This is a genomic window from Sinorhizobium numidicum, assembly GCF_029892045.1.
Lineage (GTDB): Bacteria > Pseudomonadota > Alphaproteobacteria > Rhizobiales > Rhizobiaceae > Sinorhizobium > Sinorhizobium numidicum.
Map to the genome: position 1 here is coordinate 80,595 of NZ_CP120367.1, position 19,694 is coordinate 100,288.

19 protein-coding genes and 3 pseudogenes are annotated in these 19,694 nt (G+C 60.9%); 16 read left to right on the forward strand and 6 right to left on the reverse strand.

All coding sequences use genetic code 11. The features are described from left to right. Nucleotides 1–125: 125 nt before the first annotated feature. The gene (locus PYH37_RS00380; RefSeq protein WP_280731510.1) at nucleotides 126–410 is read right to left on the reverse strand and encodes a hypothetical protein; all 285 of its coding nucleotides are present in this window, start codon (nucleotides 408–410) and stop codon (nucleotides 126–128) included. A 326-nt stretch (nucleotides 411–736) separates the two neighbouring features. On the opposite strand from PYH37_RS00380, the gene PYH37_RS00385 reads away from it, so the two are divergent. The 5 genes and pseudogenes from PYH37_RS00385 (at nucleotide 737) to PYH37_RS00405 (ending at nucleotide 4,748) form a co-directional block, all read left to right on the forward strand. Further along, on the forward strand, nucleotides 737–1,495 hold the full coding sequence (locus PYH37_RS00385; protein ID WP_280731511.1) for a LecA/PA-IL family lectin: 759 nt from the start codon (nucleotides 737–739) through the stop codon (nucleotides 1,493–1,495). A 799-nt stretch (nucleotides 1,496–2,294) separates the two neighbouring features. Further along, nucleotides 2,295–2,495, forward strand: a complete 201-nt coding sequence (locus PYH37_RS00390) for a hypothetical protein (protein WP_280731512.1) — start codon at nucleotides 2,295–2,297, stop codon at nucleotides 2,493–2,495. Beyond that, nucleotides 2,462–2,665, forward strand: a pseudogene (locus tag PYH37_RS00395) (IS110 family transposase); the annotation flags it as partial. The gene PYH37_RS00390 and the pseudogene PYH37_RS00395, both read left to right, overlap by 34 nt. A 620-nt stretch (nucleotides 2,666–3,285) precedes the next feature. Further along, nucleotides 3,286–4,158 carry a S1C family serine protease gene (locus PYH37_RS00400; RefSeq protein WP_280731513.1) on the forward strand — a complete coding sequence of 291 codons (873 nt, stop codon included), beginning with the start codon at nucleotides 3,286–3,288 and terminating at the stop codon, nucleotides 4,156–4,158. Between the two features lie 17 nt (nucleotides 4,159–4,175). Beyond that, nucleotides 4,176–4,748 carry a helix-turn-helix transcriptional regulator gene (locus PYH37_RS00405; protein ID WP_280731514.1) on the forward strand — a complete coding sequence of 191 codons (573 nt, stop codon included), beginning with the start codon at nucleotides 4,176–4,178 and terminating at the stop codon, nucleotides 4,746–4,748. A gap of 288 nt (nucleotides 4,749–5,036) precedes the next feature. On the opposite strand, the gene PYH37_RS00410 is transcribed toward PYH37_RS00405, so the two are convergent. The 3 genes from PYH37_RS00410 to PYH37_RS00420 form a co-directional block, all read right to left on the reverse strand. Beyond that, nucleotides 5,037–5,306: a hypothetical protein gene (locus tag PYH37_RS00410; RefSeq protein ID WP_280731515.1), complete on the reverse strand. Its 270-nt coding sequence runs from the start codon at nucleotides 5,304–5,306 to the stop codon at nucleotides 5,037–5,039. A gap of 338 nt (nucleotides 5,307–5,644) precedes the next feature. Beyond that, on the reverse strand, nucleotides 5,645–7,069 hold the full coding sequence (gene glnA, locus PYH37_RS00415; RefSeq protein ID WP_280731516.1) for a type I glutamate--ammonia ligase: 1,425 nt from the start codon (nucleotides 7,067–7,069) through the stop codon (nucleotides 5,645–5,647). Nucleotides 7,070–7,079: 10 nt separating this feature from the next. Beyond that, a complete protein-coding gene (locus PYH37_RS00420) occupies nucleotides 7,080–7,652 on the reverse strand; it encodes an aminoacyl-tRNA deacylase (RefSeq protein WP_342394628.1) in 573 nt (190 codons plus the stop codon). A gap of 955 nt (nucleotides 7,653–8,607) precedes the next feature. Between PYH37_RS00420 and PYH37_RS00425 the strand changes: the two are divergent. The 8 genes and pseudogenes from PYH37_RS00425 to PYH37_RS00460 form a co-directional block, all read left to right on the forward strand. Beyond that, nucleotides 8,608–8,967, forward strand: a pseudogene (locus PYH37_RS00425) (ATP-dependent DNA ligase); the annotation flags it as partial. 37 nt (nucleotides 8,968–9,004) lie between these two features. Further along, the gene (locus PYH37_RS00430) at nucleotides 9,005–9,451 is read left to right on the forward strand and encodes a hypothetical protein (protein ID WP_280732543.1); all 447 of its coding nucleotides are present in this window, start codon (nucleotides 9,005–9,007) and stop codon (nucleotides 9,449–9,451) included. Nucleotides 9,452–9,960: 509 nt separating this feature from the next. Further along, nucleotides 9,961–10,278, forward strand: a complete 318-nt coding sequence (locus PYH37_RS00435; RefSeq protein WP_280731517.1) for a hypothetical protein — start codon at nucleotides 9,961–9,963, stop codon at nucleotides 10,276–10,278. Between the two features lie 128 nt (nucleotides 10,279–10,406). Next, nucleotides 10,407–10,913 (forward strand): arsenate reductase/protein-tyrosine-phosphatase family protein, encoded by a 507-nt coding sequence (locus PYH37_RS00440; protein WP_280731518.1) that lies wholly within the window; start codon nucleotides 10,407–10,409, stop codon nucleotides 10,911–10,913. Between the two features lie 570 nt (nucleotides 10,914–11,483). Continuing rightward, nucleotides 11,484–12,785, forward strand: coding sequence for a DUF445 domain-containing protein (locus PYH37_RS00445; protein WP_280731519.1), 1,302 nt, complete (start codon nucleotides 11,484–11,486; stop codon nucleotides 12,783–12,785). Nucleotides 12,786–12,993: 208 nt separating this feature from the next. Further along, nucleotides 12,994–13,245 carry a DUF5132 domain-containing protein gene (locus tag PYH37_RS00450; RefSeq protein ID WP_280731520.1) on the forward strand — a complete coding sequence of 84 codons (252 nt, stop codon included), beginning with the start codon at nucleotides 12,994–12,996 and terminating at the stop codon, nucleotides 13,243–13,245. A gap of 65 nt (nucleotides 13,246–13,310) precedes the next feature. Then, nucleotides 13,311–13,598: a DUF5132 domain-containing protein gene (locus PYH37_RS00455; RefSeq protein WP_280731521.1), complete on the forward strand. Its 288-nt coding sequence runs from the start codon at nucleotides 13,311–13,313 to the stop codon at nucleotides 13,596–13,598. Between the two features lie 132 nt (nucleotides 13,599–13,730). Beyond that, nucleotides 13,731–16,766 (forward strand): cation-translocating P-type ATPase, encoded by a 3,036-nt coding sequence (locus PYH37_RS00460; protein WP_280731522.1) that lies wholly within the window; start codon nucleotides 13,731–13,733, stop codon nucleotides 16,764–16,766. On the opposite strand, the gene PYH37_RS00465 is transcribed toward PYH37_RS00460, so the two are convergent. Then, nucleotides 16,747–17,238 (reverse strand): HMA2 domain-containing protein, encoded by a 492-nt coding sequence (locus PYH37_RS00465; protein ID WP_280731523.1) that lies wholly within the window; start codon nucleotides 17,236–17,238, stop codon nucleotides 16,747–16,749. The two genes, PYH37_RS00460 and PYH37_RS00465, sit on opposite strands and share 20 nt — an antisense overlap. A gap of 371 nt (nucleotides 17,239–17,609) precedes the next feature. Here PYH37_RS00465 and PYH37_RS00470 point away from each other — a divergent pair, with 371 nt between their 5' ends. Beyond that, nucleotides 17,610–18,248, forward strand: a complete 639-nt coding sequence (locus PYH37_RS00470) for a hypothetical protein (protein ID WP_280731524.1) — start codon at nucleotides 17,610–17,612, stop codon at nucleotides 18,246–18,248. A 98-nt stretch (nucleotides 18,249–18,346) separates the two neighbouring features. On the opposite strand, the pseudogene PYH37_RS00475 reads toward PYH37_RS00470, so the two are convergent. Beyond that, nucleotides 18,347–18,557 (reverse strand): annotated as a pseudogene (locus PYH37_RS00475) (osmotically inducible protein C); the annotation flags it as partial. A gap of 346 nt (nucleotides 18,558–18,903) precedes the next feature. Here PYH37_RS00475 and PYH37_RS00480 point away from each other — a divergent pair. Beyond that, nucleotides 18,904–19,386: a ProQ/FinO family protein gene (locus tag PYH37_RS00480; RefSeq protein WP_280731525.1), complete on the forward strand. Its 483-nt coding sequence runs from the start codon at nucleotides 18,904–18,906 to the stop codon at nucleotides 19,384–19,386. A 159-nt stretch (nucleotides 19,387–19,545) separates the two neighbouring features. Beyond that, on the forward strand, nucleotides 19,546–19,674 hold the full coding sequence (locus PYH37_RS00485; RefSeq protein ID WP_280732544.1) for a hypothetical protein: 129 nt from the start codon (nucleotides 19,546–19,548) through the stop codon (nucleotides 19,672–19,674). Nucleotides 19,675–19,694 lie beyond the last annotated feature (20 nt).

A 19,694-nucleotide genomic window follows, 5' to 3' on the forward strand; every position in this document is an offset into this window, starting at 1 on the left:
TGGGGCCAGCATCGGCAATTCGGGAGTTATCGGCGAGCGCTTGGGTCGCGAACCGAAATTCGGTAGCCTCCGCTCCGCGCGGGAAAGCGCCCTTTCCGGTTATCGAAAAGAGCGCCGCATGATTCTTAGGCTTTGGCTTTCCAGTCGGCTTCGGTTTTCTCGATAACCTCAAGGCGGGTCTTCTCTTTCAAGAGCGGTAGGCTCATGCTGCGCCATTTCAGCGCCGCGAAAAGCTCCTCCTTGCTCACGCCGCCCTCACGCAAGAGCATTTCCCGGGCAATCGTCCATTTGCTCGCTTTCGCCTGCTTCGCGGCGTCGGCCGGCTGCCCCTTAACTTTCCGGCTCCGTTTTGCCGGTTGGTCTTGCTCGCCGCTCGCCTCAACAATGGGCGGCTTGGCGGCCAGATTCATGGCCGGCAATTCGATGACCTCAGCAGCCGCCTCCCAGTGGCGCTCTGAGCGCATCATGTACACCTCAGGAAATCACGTTGCGAACGAACCGCACCGATGCTTCTCCGGGATTGCCCAGGGGCACCGCAAGGACCCTAAGAATTTAGGGGTTTCACAAACATGTTAACCAGCCGCCGGTTGCAATCTCAACTTTAAGTACGAGACCTGTAAGAAACTACGGTTACCAATCCCTCGCGCTTTGTTTAGCTTTTAGCAGTTGGTGCGGATCTCAGGACGTCGAGAGCGAAGTGCCAAATTCGTCATCCAATCTTCGGAAGGAACAACCAATGGCTGAGCAAGAAAAGTCGGTCCTGTGGACCGGCACACTCGAGGCGACGGCGGAAAAGGGTGTGAACACCGGCCTCACTCTTAACACGAGGGACCCCAAGATCACGATCACCGTCAAAGGGTCGGCAAAAAACGGGCCGGCCGCCCCGGCGGTAGGTCCTGAGGGAGATCCCAACAACAAGGACCCAAACGCACTTCTGCCCGGAACGAATATCGGCGCAGTTCTGATGCGGATTGGCGGCGGGCAGGCTGGCGGCGGCCCTATGAGCCCCGTCGGCAAGGGACTGTCCGATTGGACGATACGATACGACGGCGGCCTCACATTCTTCTACAACGATGTGCCGGGTGAGTTTGGCAACAATTCGGGCTCGTTCGACATCGCGGTCTTACGACAACTCAAGTGGAGCGGCACGCTGCAGGCGACGGCGGAAAAGGGCGTGCAAACAGGCGTCACCGTAAATACGAGAACAGACAAAATTTCGGTCACTGTCGCAGGGTCAGGCCAATGGGCTCCCCAATACCCGGCAACCGGTCCTGATGGGGATACTCAACATAAAGACTCGCGCGTGCTTCTGCCCAGTGCGAATCCCGGCGCAGTTCTGATCAAGATCGGCAATGGTCCTTATAGGGTCGTCGGCACGGGAAAATCCGATTGGCCGGTGCCCGAGGACGGCGAAATCGCATTCTTCTATAACGATGTTGCGGGTGACTTTGGCGACAACACCGGCTCCTTCGCGATAACGCTCTCGGTAAATTAACCGCTGATCAGCGCGCCGGCTTTGATCGGCCTGAAGCTCCTGGTCCGGCGGGCTAGGGCAAAGCCATCCTAGCTCCCCCGAGCCCGCTCGCCGGGCTCGGCCCTTTCGCTTTGAAGGCGAGTTCAAACTCGTGTTATCGTGGCGGCGGATGAAAGCCCGGCGGGCGGCCCCATTGTTGTCAACAAGAAGCGCCGGAAGATCGAAAAGCCGGCCGCCGACCCAAGCAGCGCCACAACACTGGTTTAGGACTCATCTGAGGCGCTTCACCAGATGGCGCAAGGCAATGTCGACATCACGGTTTTCCATAACTCGACGCAGCAAGGTATCCAGGCGATCGACGTGATGGCCAAGCTTCTGAAAAGGAAAAGGTAGAGCCGGTCACCTGGGTTCCGTTCGAACTCGTGACCAAGGCCAATTCCGCGGAATAGGCCAAAAAGTAGCTCGGCTCAAAGCGGAGTTGTTTCAGGAGCCGGCGCAGAAGCGTGAAGCGATCGATCGCGGCTCCGTCGTCCACTGAGAATAATTACCCTTCCCGACCAAACGAACCGCATACCCTCCACGCCTGCGGTTTCGAGGAGGGGCAGGTGTTGTCGCCTGCCCCTCGGCGGGCGTTGTCCGAGCATTTCGAACGGCTCCCATCTACCTGATCTGGACCTCAGCGTCCTGACGTGCGAGGTCCACGGCCAAAGCGGACTTTCCCACTTCCTTTCGTCAGCGACCGCTAATGGGATGGACCGGCTGCTTCCCCGGCGGGTTAGTCTGCAAAGACTGTTGCCCGCGAAGAGAAGGAGAAGCAGCCATGAAAATCCATACTGAGAACACAGCGCAAGCCCTGGCGACGATCGGGATCGACATTGGCAAGGAGGTCTTTCACGTCGTCGGTTTCGATCCCAACGGGAAGATCGCCTTCCGCCGGAAAATCAAACGGCTGGCGCTTGCCGAGATGTTCCAGAAACTGCCACCCTGCGGCTGCTCATCATCGGCAGCATGGCGGTCATAAAACAGGCAGCAAGGCGCGGCGCACCGAAGGGCTCATGGCTGGAACAGATGCTGGCGCGCAAACCGCGCATGCTGGTGGCGGTCGCGCTCGCCAACAAGATGGCACGGATCGTATGGGCGCTGCTCATCAATCAGGAGAGTTACCGAGCTCTGGCCGCGGTCACGGCGTAAGCCGGGCCGGCCAGGGGCCGTCGGAGACGTGGTCGGTCGAAGGAGGGTATGGCACAGCAGTCGGCGAGACGGGGCCGGAAGAACCAGGGCTCACCACCGTGCCAGCGAGCACGCTCAGGGTGATATGGTTCCGGTTCGCGCACTCCCATACGGGCCCGCAGCCTTTGCGCTGCATGAAGAGGCCGGACAGATGGCAGCATCCGACAACGTGCCACCCGCCGAAAAACCGCTTGCGTCTGACGGGGCGTCCACAGATGGGGAGCAGTCGTCGGCTCTGGCTAGCACGAACGGCGGCCGTGCGGGACAAAAGCCGCCGTTGAGTTGCTGAGGCCAAACACAAGGCCAAGTTGATCTTCCAGCGCGCGAACCTGCTGAGCAACCCACGCTCTACACTGCGAGACTGTAGGCGGCGCGCTTAAGCGCGTCGCCGAGCATCGAGACAATGTCGTCGATCTGGGCTTTCTCTGTGATGAGCGGCGGGGACAGTGCGATGATGTCGCCTGGAGCCGGCGTGGTGCGACCTGCCCGGATGGCCAGTTCGCGCCAAACCTAGCCGTGAGGCCAGTTGGACGGCATGGTGAAACAGGCGAGATTCCTCAGATGGATTGAGGAGAAAGACCATGTCGAAAGCCAGCCTTGCCGACTTCTCTCGAGAGATCGCCGGCCTTGTCGCCGCCGCCGCTCCGGGGATCGCCGCCGTCCATGCCAGCCGGCATAATTCTTCGAGCGCCGTCCATTGGCGTGAAGGATTGTTCGTTGCCGCGAGCGAGGCGATCGAGACCGAGGAAGGCATCGCATTGACTTTACCGTCCGGCGACTCCGTGGCGGCTGAATTCGTCGGGCGCGACCCAACGACGGGGATCGCGGTGCTGAAATCGGATGTGCCTGATGGCGCGCCGGCTCTGAAACCTGCCGGGCGGACAGAGGCAGGGAATCTTGTCGTCGCTGTCGGCCGGGGGGAAGCTTCTACGCTGGCCGGCTTCGGGATTGTCAGCGAGGCCGGACCCCCTTGGCGCAGCATGCGTGGCGGCCTGATCGACCGGCGCATCCGCCTTTCCGCGAGCATCGACCCGCGCGCCGAGGGCGGTGCGGCGATCGATGCCGAAGGTGGCTTCATCGGACTCGTCCTGTTCGCCCCCCGCCGGCGCGCTCTTGTCATTCCGGCCGAAACGGTCGACCGGGTTGCGGCAACGCTCGCCGAAAAGGGCCATATGCCGCGCGGATATCTCGGAGCAGGGTTGCACCCGGTGCGTCAGGAGAAGGCGCGGGGCGCAATGGTGATGAGCCTCGAGGCGGGCAGTCCGGCGGAGAAGGCCGGGCTGATGCTTGGCGACATCATCACATTCTGGAATGGCGAGACGGTGGAAGGCGTGCGGGACCTGATCCGCCAGATCGGTCCCGATAGTGTCGGCAAAACGGTGGCACTCGGAATATTGCGCGGTGGTGAGGCGCGAAACCTCGACATCGTCATCGGCGCACGCCCGCGCTCCTGAGCGACAGGTGAGGATCGATGGCCGAGCGCTCGCTGACAGTCATGATAGCCCTGTCCGATCCGGAGCATGCGGAGGAATTGGAACATGCTCTGGGGGAGCGCGGTCATGTGGCCGTAGCGACGTCTTTCGATGTCGAGCATCCGGAGGATTTCGATGTGGTCGTGACCGATGGCGAACCTCTTGATGCAGCGACGCCGCATATCGTGCTTGGTGCAGCAGCCTCGGGGGGCAACATTCATGCTGTGCTGCCGCATTCCGCGGATGCTGCGCTCATCGCTGCCGCGACGACGGTCGTCGCGGCAGGATATCGCCTGTCAGCGGTTGATGCTGGAGAGGCAAGCGAGACCGCTGATACGGAAGCGGCAGTGCTGCCGAGCGACGCGCCTCACAACCTGTCACTCAGCCCCCGCGAATTGGAAACGCTTGCGCTGCTTGCTGACGGGGCCTCGAACAAGGTGATCGCCCGCCAGCTCAAAATCTCGGTGCATACCGCGAAATTCCACGTCGCTGCAGTGCTTGCCAAGCTCCATGCGCAGAACCGCGCCGACGCTGTGGCCATAGCGCTGAGGCAAGGGCTGCTTTACGTATAACGCTCAGCCAGTAAGTGTGAGAACTGCAACGGCAGCGCCAGGTGCCTTCGGGTCATAGGGGTCGCGCCGCTCAGCTGCCAGTCAGCACGATCAACTCGCCCACCATCGACGGTGAGTCCCACACCGAAACTCAAACACACCCGCCTTATCAGCAGTGAAGCTTACGGTAGTGAGCTGGCCGCGCTTGACGGTGAAGTTAATATCGTAGCCGACAATCTCGCTCGGATGCTCCGCGCCGTTGACACCAAGGATCTCGAGTGTGACCTCGTCGCCCTGGTTCACGATAATCTAATTGGGCTCCCAGCGGTAGGTCGATACCTCCCACCGGCCCTCGGCATTGGGAGCTTCGAGTCCGTAGCCCTTACCCTCCGGTAGGGCGGCGCTCGGGAACGGCTCCTTGTCGACCGTCGTCCCGCCCTTGGCCTCAACCGCGACCATGGTGATAGTGCGCTTCATGCTGGCCGCTTCCGCGGAACCGGCCACCCCTCCCGTGGTCAGTGCCGCAGCCAAAGCAAGCCGGACCGCCGCTCCGCCGGCCGCGATACTATGCCTGAACATTTGAAATCTCCCTTAGTAAGATTTGCACTCCTCCACGAGCGCTGTGCCATCGCTCAGTCCTGGGGCTGAGCGTCGTACAAGGGAGACGCGCGAACGCTCCCGATTCACTGTGCATGGCTGGATTCGAGCATAGCGGTGATGCGGGCCGCCGCGTCCAGCTTAGAATATGTTGCGACGACTGGCTCGCGCTTTGACTTTTGGCCCGTAAGAACTTCGAAGGGTCAGTGCGCTGTTCGTCTTCGCTCGCGAGCGGGCCTCTGTCCCCGAGTAAGTGCTCGGAAAACGCGAAAGAGGGGCCTGCTCTGATCCCGCCCAGGCAAATCCTCTTTCCAAGGCCACTAGACGTCATAATATAGGACAAACTCGTATGGATGCGGGCGCATGCGTATCTCCGTGATCTCGTGCGAGCGCTTGTACTCCACATAGGTGTCGATGACGTCTGTCGTGAACACGTCTCCCGCAAGGAGGAACTTGCAGTCCGCCTCAAGCGCATCAAGAGCCTCGCCGAGCGACGCCGGTGTCGACGGGATTGCGGCGCGTTCAATCGGCGGCAGATCGTAGAGGTTCTTGTCAATCGGATCTCCCGGATCGATGCGGCTTCGAATGCCGTCGAGGCCGGCCATGAGCATGGCGGCGAAGGCCAGATACGGATTGCAGGAAGGATCCGGGCAGCGGAACTCCACCCGCTTGCTTCCGGGGTTGAGCGAGTACATCGGGATCCGGCACGCCGCAGAGCGGTTGCGGCGCGAATAGCCGAGATTGACCGGCGCCTCGAAACCCGGCACGAGCCGCCGGTAGGAATTGACGGTGGGAGCGCAGATGGCGAGCAGTGCTGGCGCGTGCTTGAGGAGCCCGCCGATATAATAGCGCATCACTTCGCTTGAGCCGGCATAGCCGTCGCCTGCAAAGATCGGGCGATCTTCCTGCCAGATGCTCTGGTGGACGTGCATGCCCGAGCCGTTGTCGCCAAACAGAGGCTTCGGCATGAACGTTGCGGTCATGCCGCGGCTGCGCGCGACATTCTTCACGACGTATTTGTAGATCATCACGCTGTCGGCCATGCGCGTCAGCGTCGCAAACCGCATATCGATCTCGCCCTGGCCGCCGGTCGCGACCTCGTGGTGGTGCGCCTCGACCTCAATGCCAATTCGCTCGAGGAGCGTCACCATTCTGGTGCGCGTATCCTGAAGGGTGTCGGCAGGCGGGACAGGGAAGTAGCCCTCTTTCGGGCGCAGCTTGTGCCCAAGGCCGGTTCCGTCCCTCGCCCTCCAGTTCGCCTCGACGGCGTCGACCTCGTAGTAGCCGTAGTTGGTGCCCTGATCGTAATGGACCTCGTTGAAGACGAAGTGCTCGAGTTCCGGGCCGAAATAGGCCGTATCGCCGATACCGGTCGTCTTGAGATAGGTTTCGGCCTTTTGTGCGATAAAGCGCGGGTCCCGGCTGTAGGGCTGGACGCTGACTGGGTCGAGAATATTGCAGATCAGGACGAGCGTCGGCTCCTCCGTGAAAGGTTCCAGGAACGTAGTGGTCGGATCTGGCACGACGAGCATGTCGCTTTCCTGTATTTCCTGGAAGCCCCGAATGGACGAGCCGTCGAAGCCGATGCCATCGGTGAAGCTGTCCGCACTGATGGCGCCTGGCGGCACGGAGAAATGCTGCCACAGGCCGGGAAGATCTACGAACCGAAGATCGATCATCGCGATCTCGCCGTCCTTTATCGTCCGCAGAACGTCATCCGGGCTGGTGTAGCTAACGTAAGACATCGCCGCCTCCCTACCTCATATTGGTCCGTCGAAGCGAGGCCGGACCTCGACTGCGCCGCCGGCCCTTCTTCCGGCTGCGTATCACTCGATCATCTCGCCGTGCCCGCGGACCCCGGTTGCGAGCGCTGAAATTCCCATGAAGCGCCTCCCGCGTGAGCCGCGCAAACTGTGCCTGGCTCATATGGACCAGGGTGGCGTCATCGCCGCCCTCGAAATAAACCTCCGGTTGTTCGCAGACACTATCCTCGATAATGATGTCCAGCCCGTAGCATTCGCCGATCGGGGGAACAGCGCCGTGTGTGCAATCCGGGATCAACTGATCGAGCTCATGATCCGTGGCGAGCGTCAGCTCCTCGCCGAGTGCCGCTTTAAGTTTCCTGAGCTGCACATGGCGGGAAGCAGGCAGAATGGCCAGAAGATAGCCGTCGCGTCTGCGCAGCACGACGCCTTTGGCTAAGAAGCGGGCTGCGACGTGGCAGGCGCGCGCGGTAGACATCGATGATCTGGTCGGCCAATGCTCGACCAGATCGTACTCGACGCCCTTGCGATCGAGATATGCCTGGAGTGTCAAGGCAATGGTCACAATCCCACCCTCCCTAGGGCGAGACCTTCCATCGTGAGGCCCCGTGCTTGCGTCTCACGATGCTCAACCAGCTAATATAACACGTCGCGGCTCTCGCGTTCCAACTGTTCAATTCGCGGCGAAGGTTTGTGGCGCAATACCCTGTCCGCAAGCGGACCTCGCGGTCTTCCAATGGCCGTTTGGTTCAACAACCATCGATCTCCGCTGGGCCACCTCGGACCGGGCTTGAACAACCCTGTTGGCGTCCACGCATGGTTGGGGGCGTTGCCTCTAAGATGTGACAGCAATCGGACGCGGATCGGTCGTTCGCCAGAAAATAGGACATATGATCTGGACATGCTGACGCCGGTCGCTACGCGGGGCTGGGATTTCCCGTTGTCGATGGTCGCCAGTCGCTTGCGCTGCCCGCGGTGCGGTTCAAGGTCGATGACCGTCGTCTTCATGCCCCCGTCGGACAGCGACAGGCGGAGAGGGGCTGCGTGAGGGGAAGACGCGCTGACAGAGTTTGCGTAAGGCCACTGTCATCTCGCTGTAACAAACAAGACGCTAAATTAGCAGCCCGCACACATAAGACTCGGCCCCTCCCTAAACCGGAGAGGGCCTTCTTTTGTTTGCTAATCTGGAATATCGCGAAGCGGCTTCCGTCTCGGTGGCGGAGGCCGATGCTTCATGACTTGCTTTATCATGTCTGGATTCACGGTGATGGGGTATTGGTAGCCAGCGATACGCACGCGCACTATGCCGTTGTCATCGATCCAAACGGCCTCGCCGCGGATGCGGCGTCTGGTCCGGTGTGTATCAACCAAAAAAGTGCCCGTCGATCGGCGGGCACTGCAAAACTTCCTCGCTCCTGAGAAAGGATATCTTCGAACGCTGCAGCGTAGAGGAAATTCCCCCTTTGCTGTTGGTGAGAGCGTCAATGCTGCCTTTTCGCGGATCCGCGCGTTAATGGCGCATGGCCAAAGCATCTTCGAGAAAGCCTCCCGAGATCGCTCCGCTGGACCCAGTGCCGGCACGCGTCGAGCCGTTCTGTCGATGCTCGTAGGCAAGCCGCCAAAGAGGGCGGGTTGGGCCTTCGAGGAGAAATGGGATGGTTACAGGCTCGCCGTTCACGTCGAGCCGGGCAGGGTGCGGATCATTACGCGCAACGGCTATGACTGGACCGATCGCTTTCCGGCGATTGTGGCCGAGGCATGCCAACTTGGAGCGAAGACGGCTATCCTCGACGGCGAGGCCGTGGTGCTTGACGAGGAAGGGGCGGTCGGACTTCGGCATGCTGCAATGCGCCATTGGTCGCCGGCCGGCCGCGCGCGAGCGCGACGAAAGTCTCCTTCTCCGGACTGCCGCGTCTGATGATCGCGATTTCGGATCTCACAATCGACGACGTCAGGAAACTCGATTTCGCGAAGCTCGACGGGGCTGTGAAGGAAGCCTTGCCGATCGACGCCTCTACTATCCGCGGGCAGTTCGACGGCGTGCTGAAGCCGCGGGCCCTTGATGACATGCGGGTCGCATCCTCGAGCATAGCCAGCATCCGACATCATGCGGGTATCAGTTCGGTGTTCAAAGTCATCGAACGGGCCGACAGTCCTGCCGAACTCGACCGTTTCAAGTCTCTTGCGAAGGGATTGGGAGATCGGACGGACGGCGTCATACGGCTGTTTGGCAAAGGAGCAATCCGGCTCGCCGATCTGATGTTCGAGATCGCATTCGCGATAGCGTGGTGCTTCGGTGCCGCATGGACTGGCATCTCATTTCTTCTAAAACTTCGCCGACTTTTTCGATCTCGCACGGTGTAACGCTCGGCACGGCAAGCTGACTTGGCGAGCCTATGGTAGATGAGGCGTGGAATTTGCCCGCCGTTCCCGAGCTTCTGTTCAATGCTGCCGCAAGAGATCAGACAGCCGGCTTCGCCTCGAAGGGTTGCCAGATCGTCCGGTCGGTCTGTTCGGGATGGCGGTGCGCATGGGCAGGGCAGTGGTCGGTCAGCACGAGTTTCTAGGCGAGGATGGCCGTGCCGCGCATCGCCCCCGCACATGGCTGCAATGCTCAGAGCTATGAGCGCGGACACGGTTGTTGCTCCAGCCGCTTGAGCAGCGCGAAACGGAGGCACCAACCGTTCGATCAAACCTCCTGCGTCGCGCAGGTCGGCGTTGGCCTCTGTGGGAAGCGGAGGCGCGCTTGCCGCCGAGCGGTTGCGAAAAGCTGCGTTAAAAAGTCATACAATAATGCTGCGATGCAACTCCCCGCGGCTTGTCTGTGATAGTTTTATGACGGATAGTCGCGGCGTCGATAAGCGGAGGTCGTGATGGGTGAAAAGCGCAGAAAGCTGTACGAAGCATTGCTGGAAGGCGCGATGCAGGGCCATTCCGACAGGAACCTCTATGATTTCGTCCTCGAGCGTTGCCCGAAGACCTCGAGCAAAAAGCTCGTCCGCGCTTCTCTGTTGGCCCTGACCGATCCCGATCTCAAGGACCGGACTATTCTGAGCACGATCTACGCGTTAGCGATCAAGCATCGCCTGGACGAAGCGCGCGCCGATGAGATCGACGATGACCCGAGGGAGTTGGCGCCGTCAATGTCTGGCAAGCAGACGCCTTCGTCGGGAGAGGATTTGTCCGCGTGATGGGCGCAGCACGCATAGTGCAAACTGAGCGCGGCTAAATGCTCCGATGCAGCGGGTGTCACACACCCGTCGCATAAAAGGAGGATCAGTGCCCCGATTTTTCATACCGATGATCGCGGGAGGCTAAAATGATGCAGGGTCGCAGCTATCATATCCTCTTCCTTTCGCGCCGAAACTCTGCGCGCAGCATTATGGCACAGGCCATCCTCAACAAGATTGGCCAGGGCCGATTCCAGGCGTTCAGCGCCGCCGTCGATCCGGCAGAGGCGATCGAACCCATAGTGCAGGGCCTTCTGCGCGCGGCGGATCTTCCGATCGACGACGCTCGTCCCAAGCATTTCAGCGACTTTGCAGCCGCTGGGGCGCCTGAATTGGACTTCGTGTTCACTCTCAGCGACACAGCGGCCGGAGAGCCGCTTCCCGAGTGGCCAGGCCTTCCCGTCACGGCGCATTGGAGATGTGCTGATCCGGTTCTTGCCGAGGGCGAACTCTGGGAGAAGAGGCAGGCATTTGTCGATGTTATGTCGCAGCTCGAACGGCGGCTCGCCATCTTCATTAATCTTCCGTTTGAATCGCTTGATCGGATGAGCCTTCAAACGCAGGTGAGGGCGATCGCGGACCCGCCCAGTCCCTAGGATCAGGCGCGGAGGATCCTAAATTTCGGCCGCGGTCCGTCTTTCGGGTCAGGCCGATGCTGACTCTCCCGGCTGCCTCGTTACGGATAAAGATGTGCGAACCAACTTCGGTACCTGGTGCGCATTTGAAGCCACTAGCGGGAACACCGCTGGCCGATCCGGCGGCCGACGCATCGCTCTTGGGTGGCAGATCCTGTTTGCCGTGACATTCCGCTTCAGAGCACGCCGGCGAACAGTCGACTCTCCGACTCCCCGAGCCTGCGGACCATGCCGTCGATCAGAGCGTGCGAATATTGTCAGCAGAACTCTTGCCCGACCGATGATCCTGAGTAACGTCGAAGCTCACCTTTTGAGAAAGGCGACCGGCAGCATAACCTCCACCTGCCGGGGAGACCGCCGGAAAGGAACCGGAGTATCATCGGCCCAGGCTTGGGCACGCGACCGAGATTCGTGCCCTAGTTGCTCGGCATCATGACAGCTCTTGCCACCTGTTTCCTAAGGTGGCCGCCGGGCAGTGAGAAGGTGTTGCGGCAATCGCCGGACACCCGTTTGCTGCGAGGAGGTTGAGACATGTCACCAGATCGTTCTCGCTCTTTCGACACTCTCGTCCCATCCCCACCGCCGGAAACCATTCCGTCCGTCGCCGAGGATGGCCTGCGGCGTCGCCTCAAGCGCAAGCGCGCCTTGGCGACATCGCTTCTCGTCGCCATGGGCGTTGTCTTCGTGGGTACCCACTTCGTCACTGATCCCGGCATCGTCATAAGGCTGCTGCGCGCCACCGCCGAGGCGGGAATCGTCGGCGGGCTTGCCGACTGGTTCGCGGTGACCGCGCTCTTTCGACACCCGCTTGGTCTCCCAATCCCCCACACGGCGATCATCCCCAGCAGCCAGGAGCGCATCGGTCGAACGCTCGGCCGCTTCCTGGAGCGGCACTTTCTCACCGAGGAGGTGCTGCTGCGGAAGTTGCGGAGCGCCCACGTGGCGCAGCACTTCGCGGCTTGGCTGGCGGCCCCTGCGACCGCCCCGATCCTCGCCGAGACCGTCGCTGCGGCGCTGCCCTACGTCATTCGCACCCTGGACAATAGCGACCTGCAGGACTTCGCCCGGCGGACTGTCGGTGAGCAGGTGCAACAGGCCGATATAGCGCCCGTCATGGGCCGCGCCATCCACATAATGACGGCGAGCGGCGAGACGGACGTCCTGTTCGAGCGCGCCCTCGGCGTTGCCGCTGAATGGCTGGAGGAAAACCGAGAGCAAATCTTCCACCTGGTTCGGGAACGGAGTCGCTGGTGGATTCCCAAGACCATTGACCGCAAGATCGCCGACGCGATCGTCACCGGCTCCGCCGATCTTCTGAACAACTTGCGCGAGCCGGAAAGCGAGGTTCGGCTGAAGTTCCGCGAGGCGCTCACCCAGCTGATCGACGAGCTGATCAATTCGCCGGAGCAGCGCGAGCAGATCAACGCCTTCAAAAACCGCATCCTCGAGCACCCGGAAGTCCAGGCATGGATCGCAGCGGTGTGGCACGAGACCTCACGGACGGTGTTGGAAGACCTGTCTCAGCCGGCCTCGAAAGCGCGCATGGCGGTGGAGAAGCTCTGTCTGCTGGTCGGCCGGGCACTTGCGACCGACGAAGCAATGTTGAAGCACATCGACGCGTTTCTGGAGAAACTTGCCGTCTATCTTGTCTCCTGGCGTCACGAAATCGGGGCGTTTGTGGAAGAGGTGGTCAGAAGCTGGGACAGTCACACGCTCGTGGATCGCCTGGAGCTCGTGGTAGGCAGCGATCTGCAATATATCCGCATGAACGGCACCGTCGTCGGCGCCTTTGCCGGCTGCCTTATCTTCCTGGCTTCCCAACTGCTCGGTTGACCTCGCCTGTCCGCAGACGCGTGCGAGGCGGTCGTCCGAGCTCGCATTGATGGCGACTTCATTGGCGCCTCTGCAACCAGAGCCTGCAATTGCGCGCTCTGCGAAATGTGACAGGGTGATGACAAACTTGCGACAAAATTTGGTGTTCGACTAACCAATTCCAGCACGAAATCGTTAGATGCTCCAGACGACCTCAAAGGAGCGTGACATGGCGCTGCATCTCGTCACTGGCTTGGTAATCGGCGTCGCTGCAGGTCTACTTGTGCCAAGAGTCGCTCCTATCCTGAGGCCCTTTGCCAAATCAATGATCAAAGCCGGTGTGATAGCTTACGACCACGCAAGGGTGGCAGTAGCCGAACTCAATGAGAGCACCGACGACGCGATTGCCGAGGTCAGAGCAGAAATAGAAGAGGAACGCAAAGCGGCCGGCGGGCAACCCAGGTCCAAGGCTAGTTCCTGATCGTCGTAAGGCGGGGACCTCAACCAGGCGTCCTGACGGCGGGAAGAAACAAGGAGGCAACTTCAATGGCGATACTCGAAGATGCACTGAAAGGCGGGAACATTGTAACGGGCCTGGCGATCGGAGTCGGCGCCCTCGTTTTGGCGCCGCTCGCGGTCCCTCTGCTGCGTCCGATCACCAAGACGTTTCTCAAGGCGGGTCTGGTTGCCTACGATCAAACCCGAGTCGCCGTGGCCGAAATGAACGAGAGAGCGTCCGACCTCGTCGCCGAAGCCAGATCGGAAATGGCCGAAACTGCAGCCAACGCAACTCCGCCTGCGCCGGCGGCCAAGCCCGCACGCACTACCAGCTAGTCTGAGCGTTTTTGTCGCCGTGATGGCTTTGAGGGCCACCACGGCGCGCGAAGCGTTGCCCATAGGAATTCCCTGAGGGCGATGATCGATTTGTATTCGCTGTAAAGCCGCGAGCCACCGGGGTAGTCTGCGATGCACACCTTCGCCGAGCCTGGGAGGCCCAAAGCCTCCAGCCGCATCGCAGTCTCCATCGTCCCGATCCACGCGTCCGTGCCGGGACGTGCCCGGCTGAAGGTCGGCGGCTTGCAAGGATCAAGCGCGGTCAAAGACCTGCTTGAACGCGGAGGCCGTGCGGCGCCGGGCGTGTCCAGCCTCACCGGTAGCGATCTGACCGGCACAATCCTCGTCGAGTTCGAGGCAACGTCAGATCTCGATGCCATCATCGACCACCTCGCAGCTTTGTTGCGCGGCGAGATCGTCGCGCCAAGCGATGCACCACATCGCGAGTGGCACGCAGTGTCACCCGGCCGACTGAGTTCCATGCTCGAGGTTTCGGCGGATGCAGGACTGTCGAGAGATAATGCCCTCGGGCGCTTGGCGAGCATCGGCCCCAATGTCCTCGACTCCATCCAGCCACGGTCGAGCACAACCATTCTTGCGGGCCAGTTTGAAAGCTTGCCGGTGGCAATGCTTCTTGGCGCAGCTGCGATCTCGATTCTAACAGGTGGCGTGCTTGAAGCCGCCGCGATCGTCGCGGTCGTGGGCTTGAACGCCGCCATCGGCTATCAAACCGAAAGCCGCGCCGAACGGACGATCCAGGGCCTCGGAGCGAAGGGGTCGCGAACCGCACAGGTTACACGCGAAGGCGTCACTGCCACCATCCCGGTTCAGCAGATCGTTCCTGGCGACATCATCTCGGTGCAACGGGGCGACGTCGTCCCGGCTGATGCGCGCCTTGTGAACGCACAGGCCTTAAGTGTCAGCGAAGCGATGCTGACGGGTGAAAGTGCACCCATTTCCAAGACTGTCGGCACCATCAGAAGGTCGATGGTGCCTCTCGGCGCGCGTTCGAACATGATCTACCGCGGAACGATCGTGACGGGAGGTAGCGGACATGCGATCGTAGTGGCCACGGGGTCGCTCACGCAAGTGGGACAGATCCAGCGGCTTGTCGGCGCAACACTCACCCCCGAGACGCCCATCCAACGGGAGCTTAAGAACCTCGGACAATGCCTGGGGTGGCTGACCTTGGGCGCATGCGCATTCCTTGTGTTAGTGGGAGGGCTGCGTGGCCTGGGTGTTCTCCAGATGGCGCGCTCGGCGCTTTCCGTTGCCGTCGCCGCGGTTCCTGAAGGTCTGCCGATGGTGGCGACCACCACGTTCGCTCTCGGAGTTGAAAGGCTGCGACGCGAAGGTGTTCTCATTCGCAAGCTGGATGCTATCGAGACGCTTGCAGCGGTACGGGTTGCGTGTTTCGACAAGACAGGCACGCTCACCTTCGGCCGCATCTCTGTCGAGACGATCAGGATCGGCGACAAGGCTTACCCGATCAATGACGTCAGGCGAAGCGGCGCGGACCCGCAGGGCCCATTGCGCAGCCTGTTGGAAACTTGCTGCCTTTGCAACGACACGGAGATTGTTCGGGCTGACAAAGGACTGCACTTAAGCGGCTCGCCCACAGAGAGCTGCCTCATCGAGGCGGCTCTCGATAGCGGCGTGGACGTTGCCTCCTTGCGAGGGCGTTTTGCCCGAATATCGGTCCAGCAACGAAGCGAAGTGTCTCGCCTCATGGCAACGCGACATATGACGGAAGACGGGATGCTGATCGCCATGAAAGGAAGTCCGGACGAGGTCCTCCGGCGCTGCGGCGCAGAAATCCGGCCGGACGGCACCCGGCGAGAACTCACGCCGGATCGACGCGCCGCCATAGAAAAAGCAAATCTCGAAATGGCATCTCGGGCTCTGCGCGTCCTCGGCGTTGCGCGCAAGCAGACGAGCGGCTCCAAGCCGACTGCAGAGGACACCCAGGATCTCGTCTGGCTGGGGCTGGTGGGGATGGCCGATCGGTTGCGGCCAGGTGTCAGCACTCTGATGGGCAGACTGCACGAGGCCGGTATTCACACGATTATGCTGACCGGCGATCAAAAGGCGACAGCCGCCGCCGTCGGCGAGCGGGTCGGACTGAACGGCGGAGGTAAACTGGCGATCGTCGATTCGACGGAGATCGAGGGCATGAGCTCGGAGGAGTTTGTGCTGACCGCTCGGCGTGCGCAGGCGTTCAGCCGGGTCAGCCCTTCCCAGAAGCTTGAAATCGTTCGCTCCCTTCAAGAAGCGGGGGCGAGGGTGGCGATGATCGGCGACGGAGTGAACGACGGACCTGCATTGAAGGCCGCGGACGTCGGCATTGCCATCGGGCGGGACAACATGAGTGCAGCCAGGGAAATCGCGGACGTCATCATCGACGCCGACGGCCTTGGCGGCCTCGCGCCGGCCATAGAGACAGGCCGCACGACCCGGCGGAACATCCGCAAGACTCTTCGCTATCTGATCAGCACCAATTTGAGCGAGATCATGCTGGTTCTGGCGGGCACTTCAATCGGCATGCGAGCACCTTTCACGCCGATGCAGCTTCTGTGGATCAACCTGATCTCGGACGTATTGCCCGGGATCGGATTGACGATGGAAGCGCCTGAACCCGACATCCTTCGACAGGCTCTGGAGAAAGGCGACTCTGAGATCTTGCCGGGCAGAGAATTCGGCAGCTTGACCGCCCAAGCCACAATCATGGGCGGCGCGGCGATGGCAGCGGGTCTTTTCGGCGCGTTCCGCTATGGACTGGATTCGCCGCGCACGAGAACCATGACTTTCGGAAGCCTGGTCATCGCCCAGCTGCTTCACGCCATAACGTCGCGATCCGATTCCGAGAGTATCTTTGGTCCGAGGTCGAGGCCGCCCAACCATGCGCTTTCATTGATCATTGGCGGATCAATGGCCGTTCAGACCGCAGGCCTGTTCGTGCCGTTCTTAAGACGACTCCTCGGGATCGCGCCGATTACTGGAATAGACGCCCTCATTACCCTTGCCGGCGGAACCCTTCCATTCCTCACCATGGAATGGATGAAGTCGGGGCGTGATACCGTCGAGACGGACCTTGTGTGGACCCGCAAGACGGAGCGAACGGTCCTTCCCGGCGACGCGGCACCACCCCCTAAGCGGCGATCGCGATGAGTTCTTCCTCTTCCCGGTGTACCACTGCAGGCAATGGGTACGACCTCGGCCGCATCATTGAATCGACGGCCGCGCGAAGTATCGGTTCGCCAAGGACTTCCGCCAGATGGGCAATGGGATGTCCGCCGAAGAGGAGAGGCAGAAGCTTTGCCACCAGGAATACAACATCCGTGTCGCACGCCCTGCCACTGTCAACACCCAGGGCAAGGGGATGAGCAGCGGACGACCCAACCGCCAACCCCGGAATGTTGCGGCATGCAGCGATCGGATCGATGCCAACATCGTGCTCGATTACCAGGCTCGCCGCGGTTGGATTGACCGTGACGCTCAAGACGCCTTCGGCACGGAGAAGCCTTTGCTGCAGCTCAGCAAAAAAAGCGGTCTGATGGCGTGCGGCGGGAATCTTGATCCGCAGACGGCCCGGTGTGTAGTGAACGATCTGGGCGTTCAATGTAGGTACCTCTAGCTTCATGCGATTTGATGCCTGCCGCTCGAGGCGGGCGTTTCACGGAGCTCAATAATAGGTACACGTGAAGGCCTGATGACAGTCGCGGGCACCATCGGGCAGCCGGCGTCGCCGTCGCGGGCGTCAGTGATCGCTTGGACCCTCGGAAGTGGGAGCTGGGACCTGTCGGAATCGTGCGATGCCTGGATACGCACCGAACGCAATTGCACTGGTGGAAGGCTCTTTGTTATGCGAAACTGGTTGAAACTGCCCTCTACCTTTCGTTTACGCATCGGATCTAAACGCAGGCGGTTGCCATTTTTCTGCCGTCGCGGATCTGCCGTTCGGCCGATGCGCCCGTAGGCAGCGGCGCAGGAGTCTGGACAAGGAGGCGGGTGATGCTTCCGACAGCAACGATCGAACACTCGATGTCGGGCCGTCTGCGAGTGAGAGTTCCCGATCGCCGTGGCGACGTCTCCTATTTCCGCTCGGCAGTCGAGAGGCTTTCCGAACATCCGGAGATTGCTGGTTTGCGGGCGAACCCGATGACCGGAAGCATCCTTATCCAACATGAGACCGATTTGCCTTCGATCCGCGAGATCGCAACCAGGCGCGAGCTATTCGATCTTCAGGAAGAATCCGCGCCGCTGTCGTACGCCGTGGCACCCCCTCGGAGCGTAGAAGTGTCGACGCCTGGCGTGGCTGCGGTGGAGCGAAGCCGAGCAACCACAATTGGCCTGACGAGCCTGGCCTTCTATCAGGCGATAAGGGGCAACGTCATTGGTCCCGCCACAGAGAATTTCTGGAACGCGTTCGGTGGGCTGCGACTTCTCAATAGTTCACTCATTGCGCTCGGCTTCTGCGGCCTCGGCATTCTGCAGCTGACAAGGGGCCGATGGGCAGGCTCGGCATCGTCCCTCCTCTTCTACGCATTTGTCCTCCGACAGGCGTCCGCTTCGGCCCCTGGCAAGCGGCCTGCCGACTTGAGGGACGGAAATCCGGAGAACCCCTCGTCCCGGAACCGGCAACGGAGGTAAGCGTTCACAGCGAAAAATTCGGTTGTGAGCGGAAGATCACCATTGATATTCGTTCGACTTCAGCTGTCGCTTGGCAGATGGGATGGTTGCCTCCCTTCCAAACCCGTGAAATCAAAGCGCAAGACAGCGATGCCTTCGCGCGTAAGCTCGGACGCAATCCGGCCTGCTGCCGCCAAATCCTTAGAGCAGGTGAAGCAATAGGCGAACAGTGCGTAGGCGCGTAACGGCCCCATTGGGCAGATCGAGCCGGGCGGCCAGGGTTGCTCCGGAATGGCCGAGAAGTTGAAGCCGCTGCGGGTTGGAAATCATCGTGACGCTCCTTCGCTGGACGAAAGGAGCATTCTACATCAGCAACAGAGATGTCCACGATGCCCGATCCGTACTTCAGGCGTCTGCGGCTCGAATCTCCTCCAAGGCGAGGCATTAAACAGGCAACTTCTGACCGGAAGCGGTCGCTCTTGCCGGTCAGTGCGTCGGTGCTGGCCCACATGTCGTGCGCATCATTAGTTTTCCCGCGCCACCAAGGAGATGTCGGCAAACGCGGCCTTCGTTGCCTGGGCCGCCGACCCTTACCATTTCCCGAGGGTTCTTTGACACACATTCATGTTAACGAGGTGGCCCATTGCGCGACCAACTAATCTGACGAGGCTTGACCATGCCGACCGAAAAACAATGGAAATCACCTTCGGCGCTCTTTGGCTATCTATCGGAAAAGTGGCCTGATGCCTTCAATGCGAACGCGCCGAAGCCACTCAAGATCGGAATTCGTGCAGACATCCGCGCGCTTGATAGCGAATTGTCCGACGAGGACTTGAGCAGAGCCCTGCGCGCCTATACCAGAACGGGCAAATATCTGGCGCAATTGCTCGCCGGCGCGATGCGCGTCGATCTCGAGGGCAAAGCCGCCGGTGAAGTGACAGAAGCAGATGCGGCAACAGCCCAGGCTTGGCTGCTTGCTCGTTTTGCGAAGGCAGAAACCACCCAATCACCAGAGCCAAAAACAGAGCCCGAACCAACTTCGAAACTGGACCCTAAACGAGCAGAGAGCAAGGCAAAGCTTTCGGCTGAAAGACCTGCCGGTCTTGTCGTCGAGACGAAGCGCCGTCGCTCGCTCGGCCGCCGCTCTGGTCACCGATGAGTGGCTTTGTCCGGATAGGCTGAGCGGCAAGACGGTCGTGAGCTCTCCGCCCACTCGAGTCACGGCTCGATGCTGACCTGCCTTTGAGACCACCTTTTCGAAGTCGTTGATCAGGATGTCTACGCGGACACGCCAGATACCAGGAAGCGGGATGGTCATTTGATCAATCCGCCAGTCGGCTTCATCACGCCGCACCGCCGGTCGCCTGAACGGCTCGATGCCGGACTCGGGCTTGGAAAGGACAAGGGTCACCTCCTTGGCGTCAAGTCTTTCGAACTCGCCGGTTAGAACGTTGATCGAGACTTCGA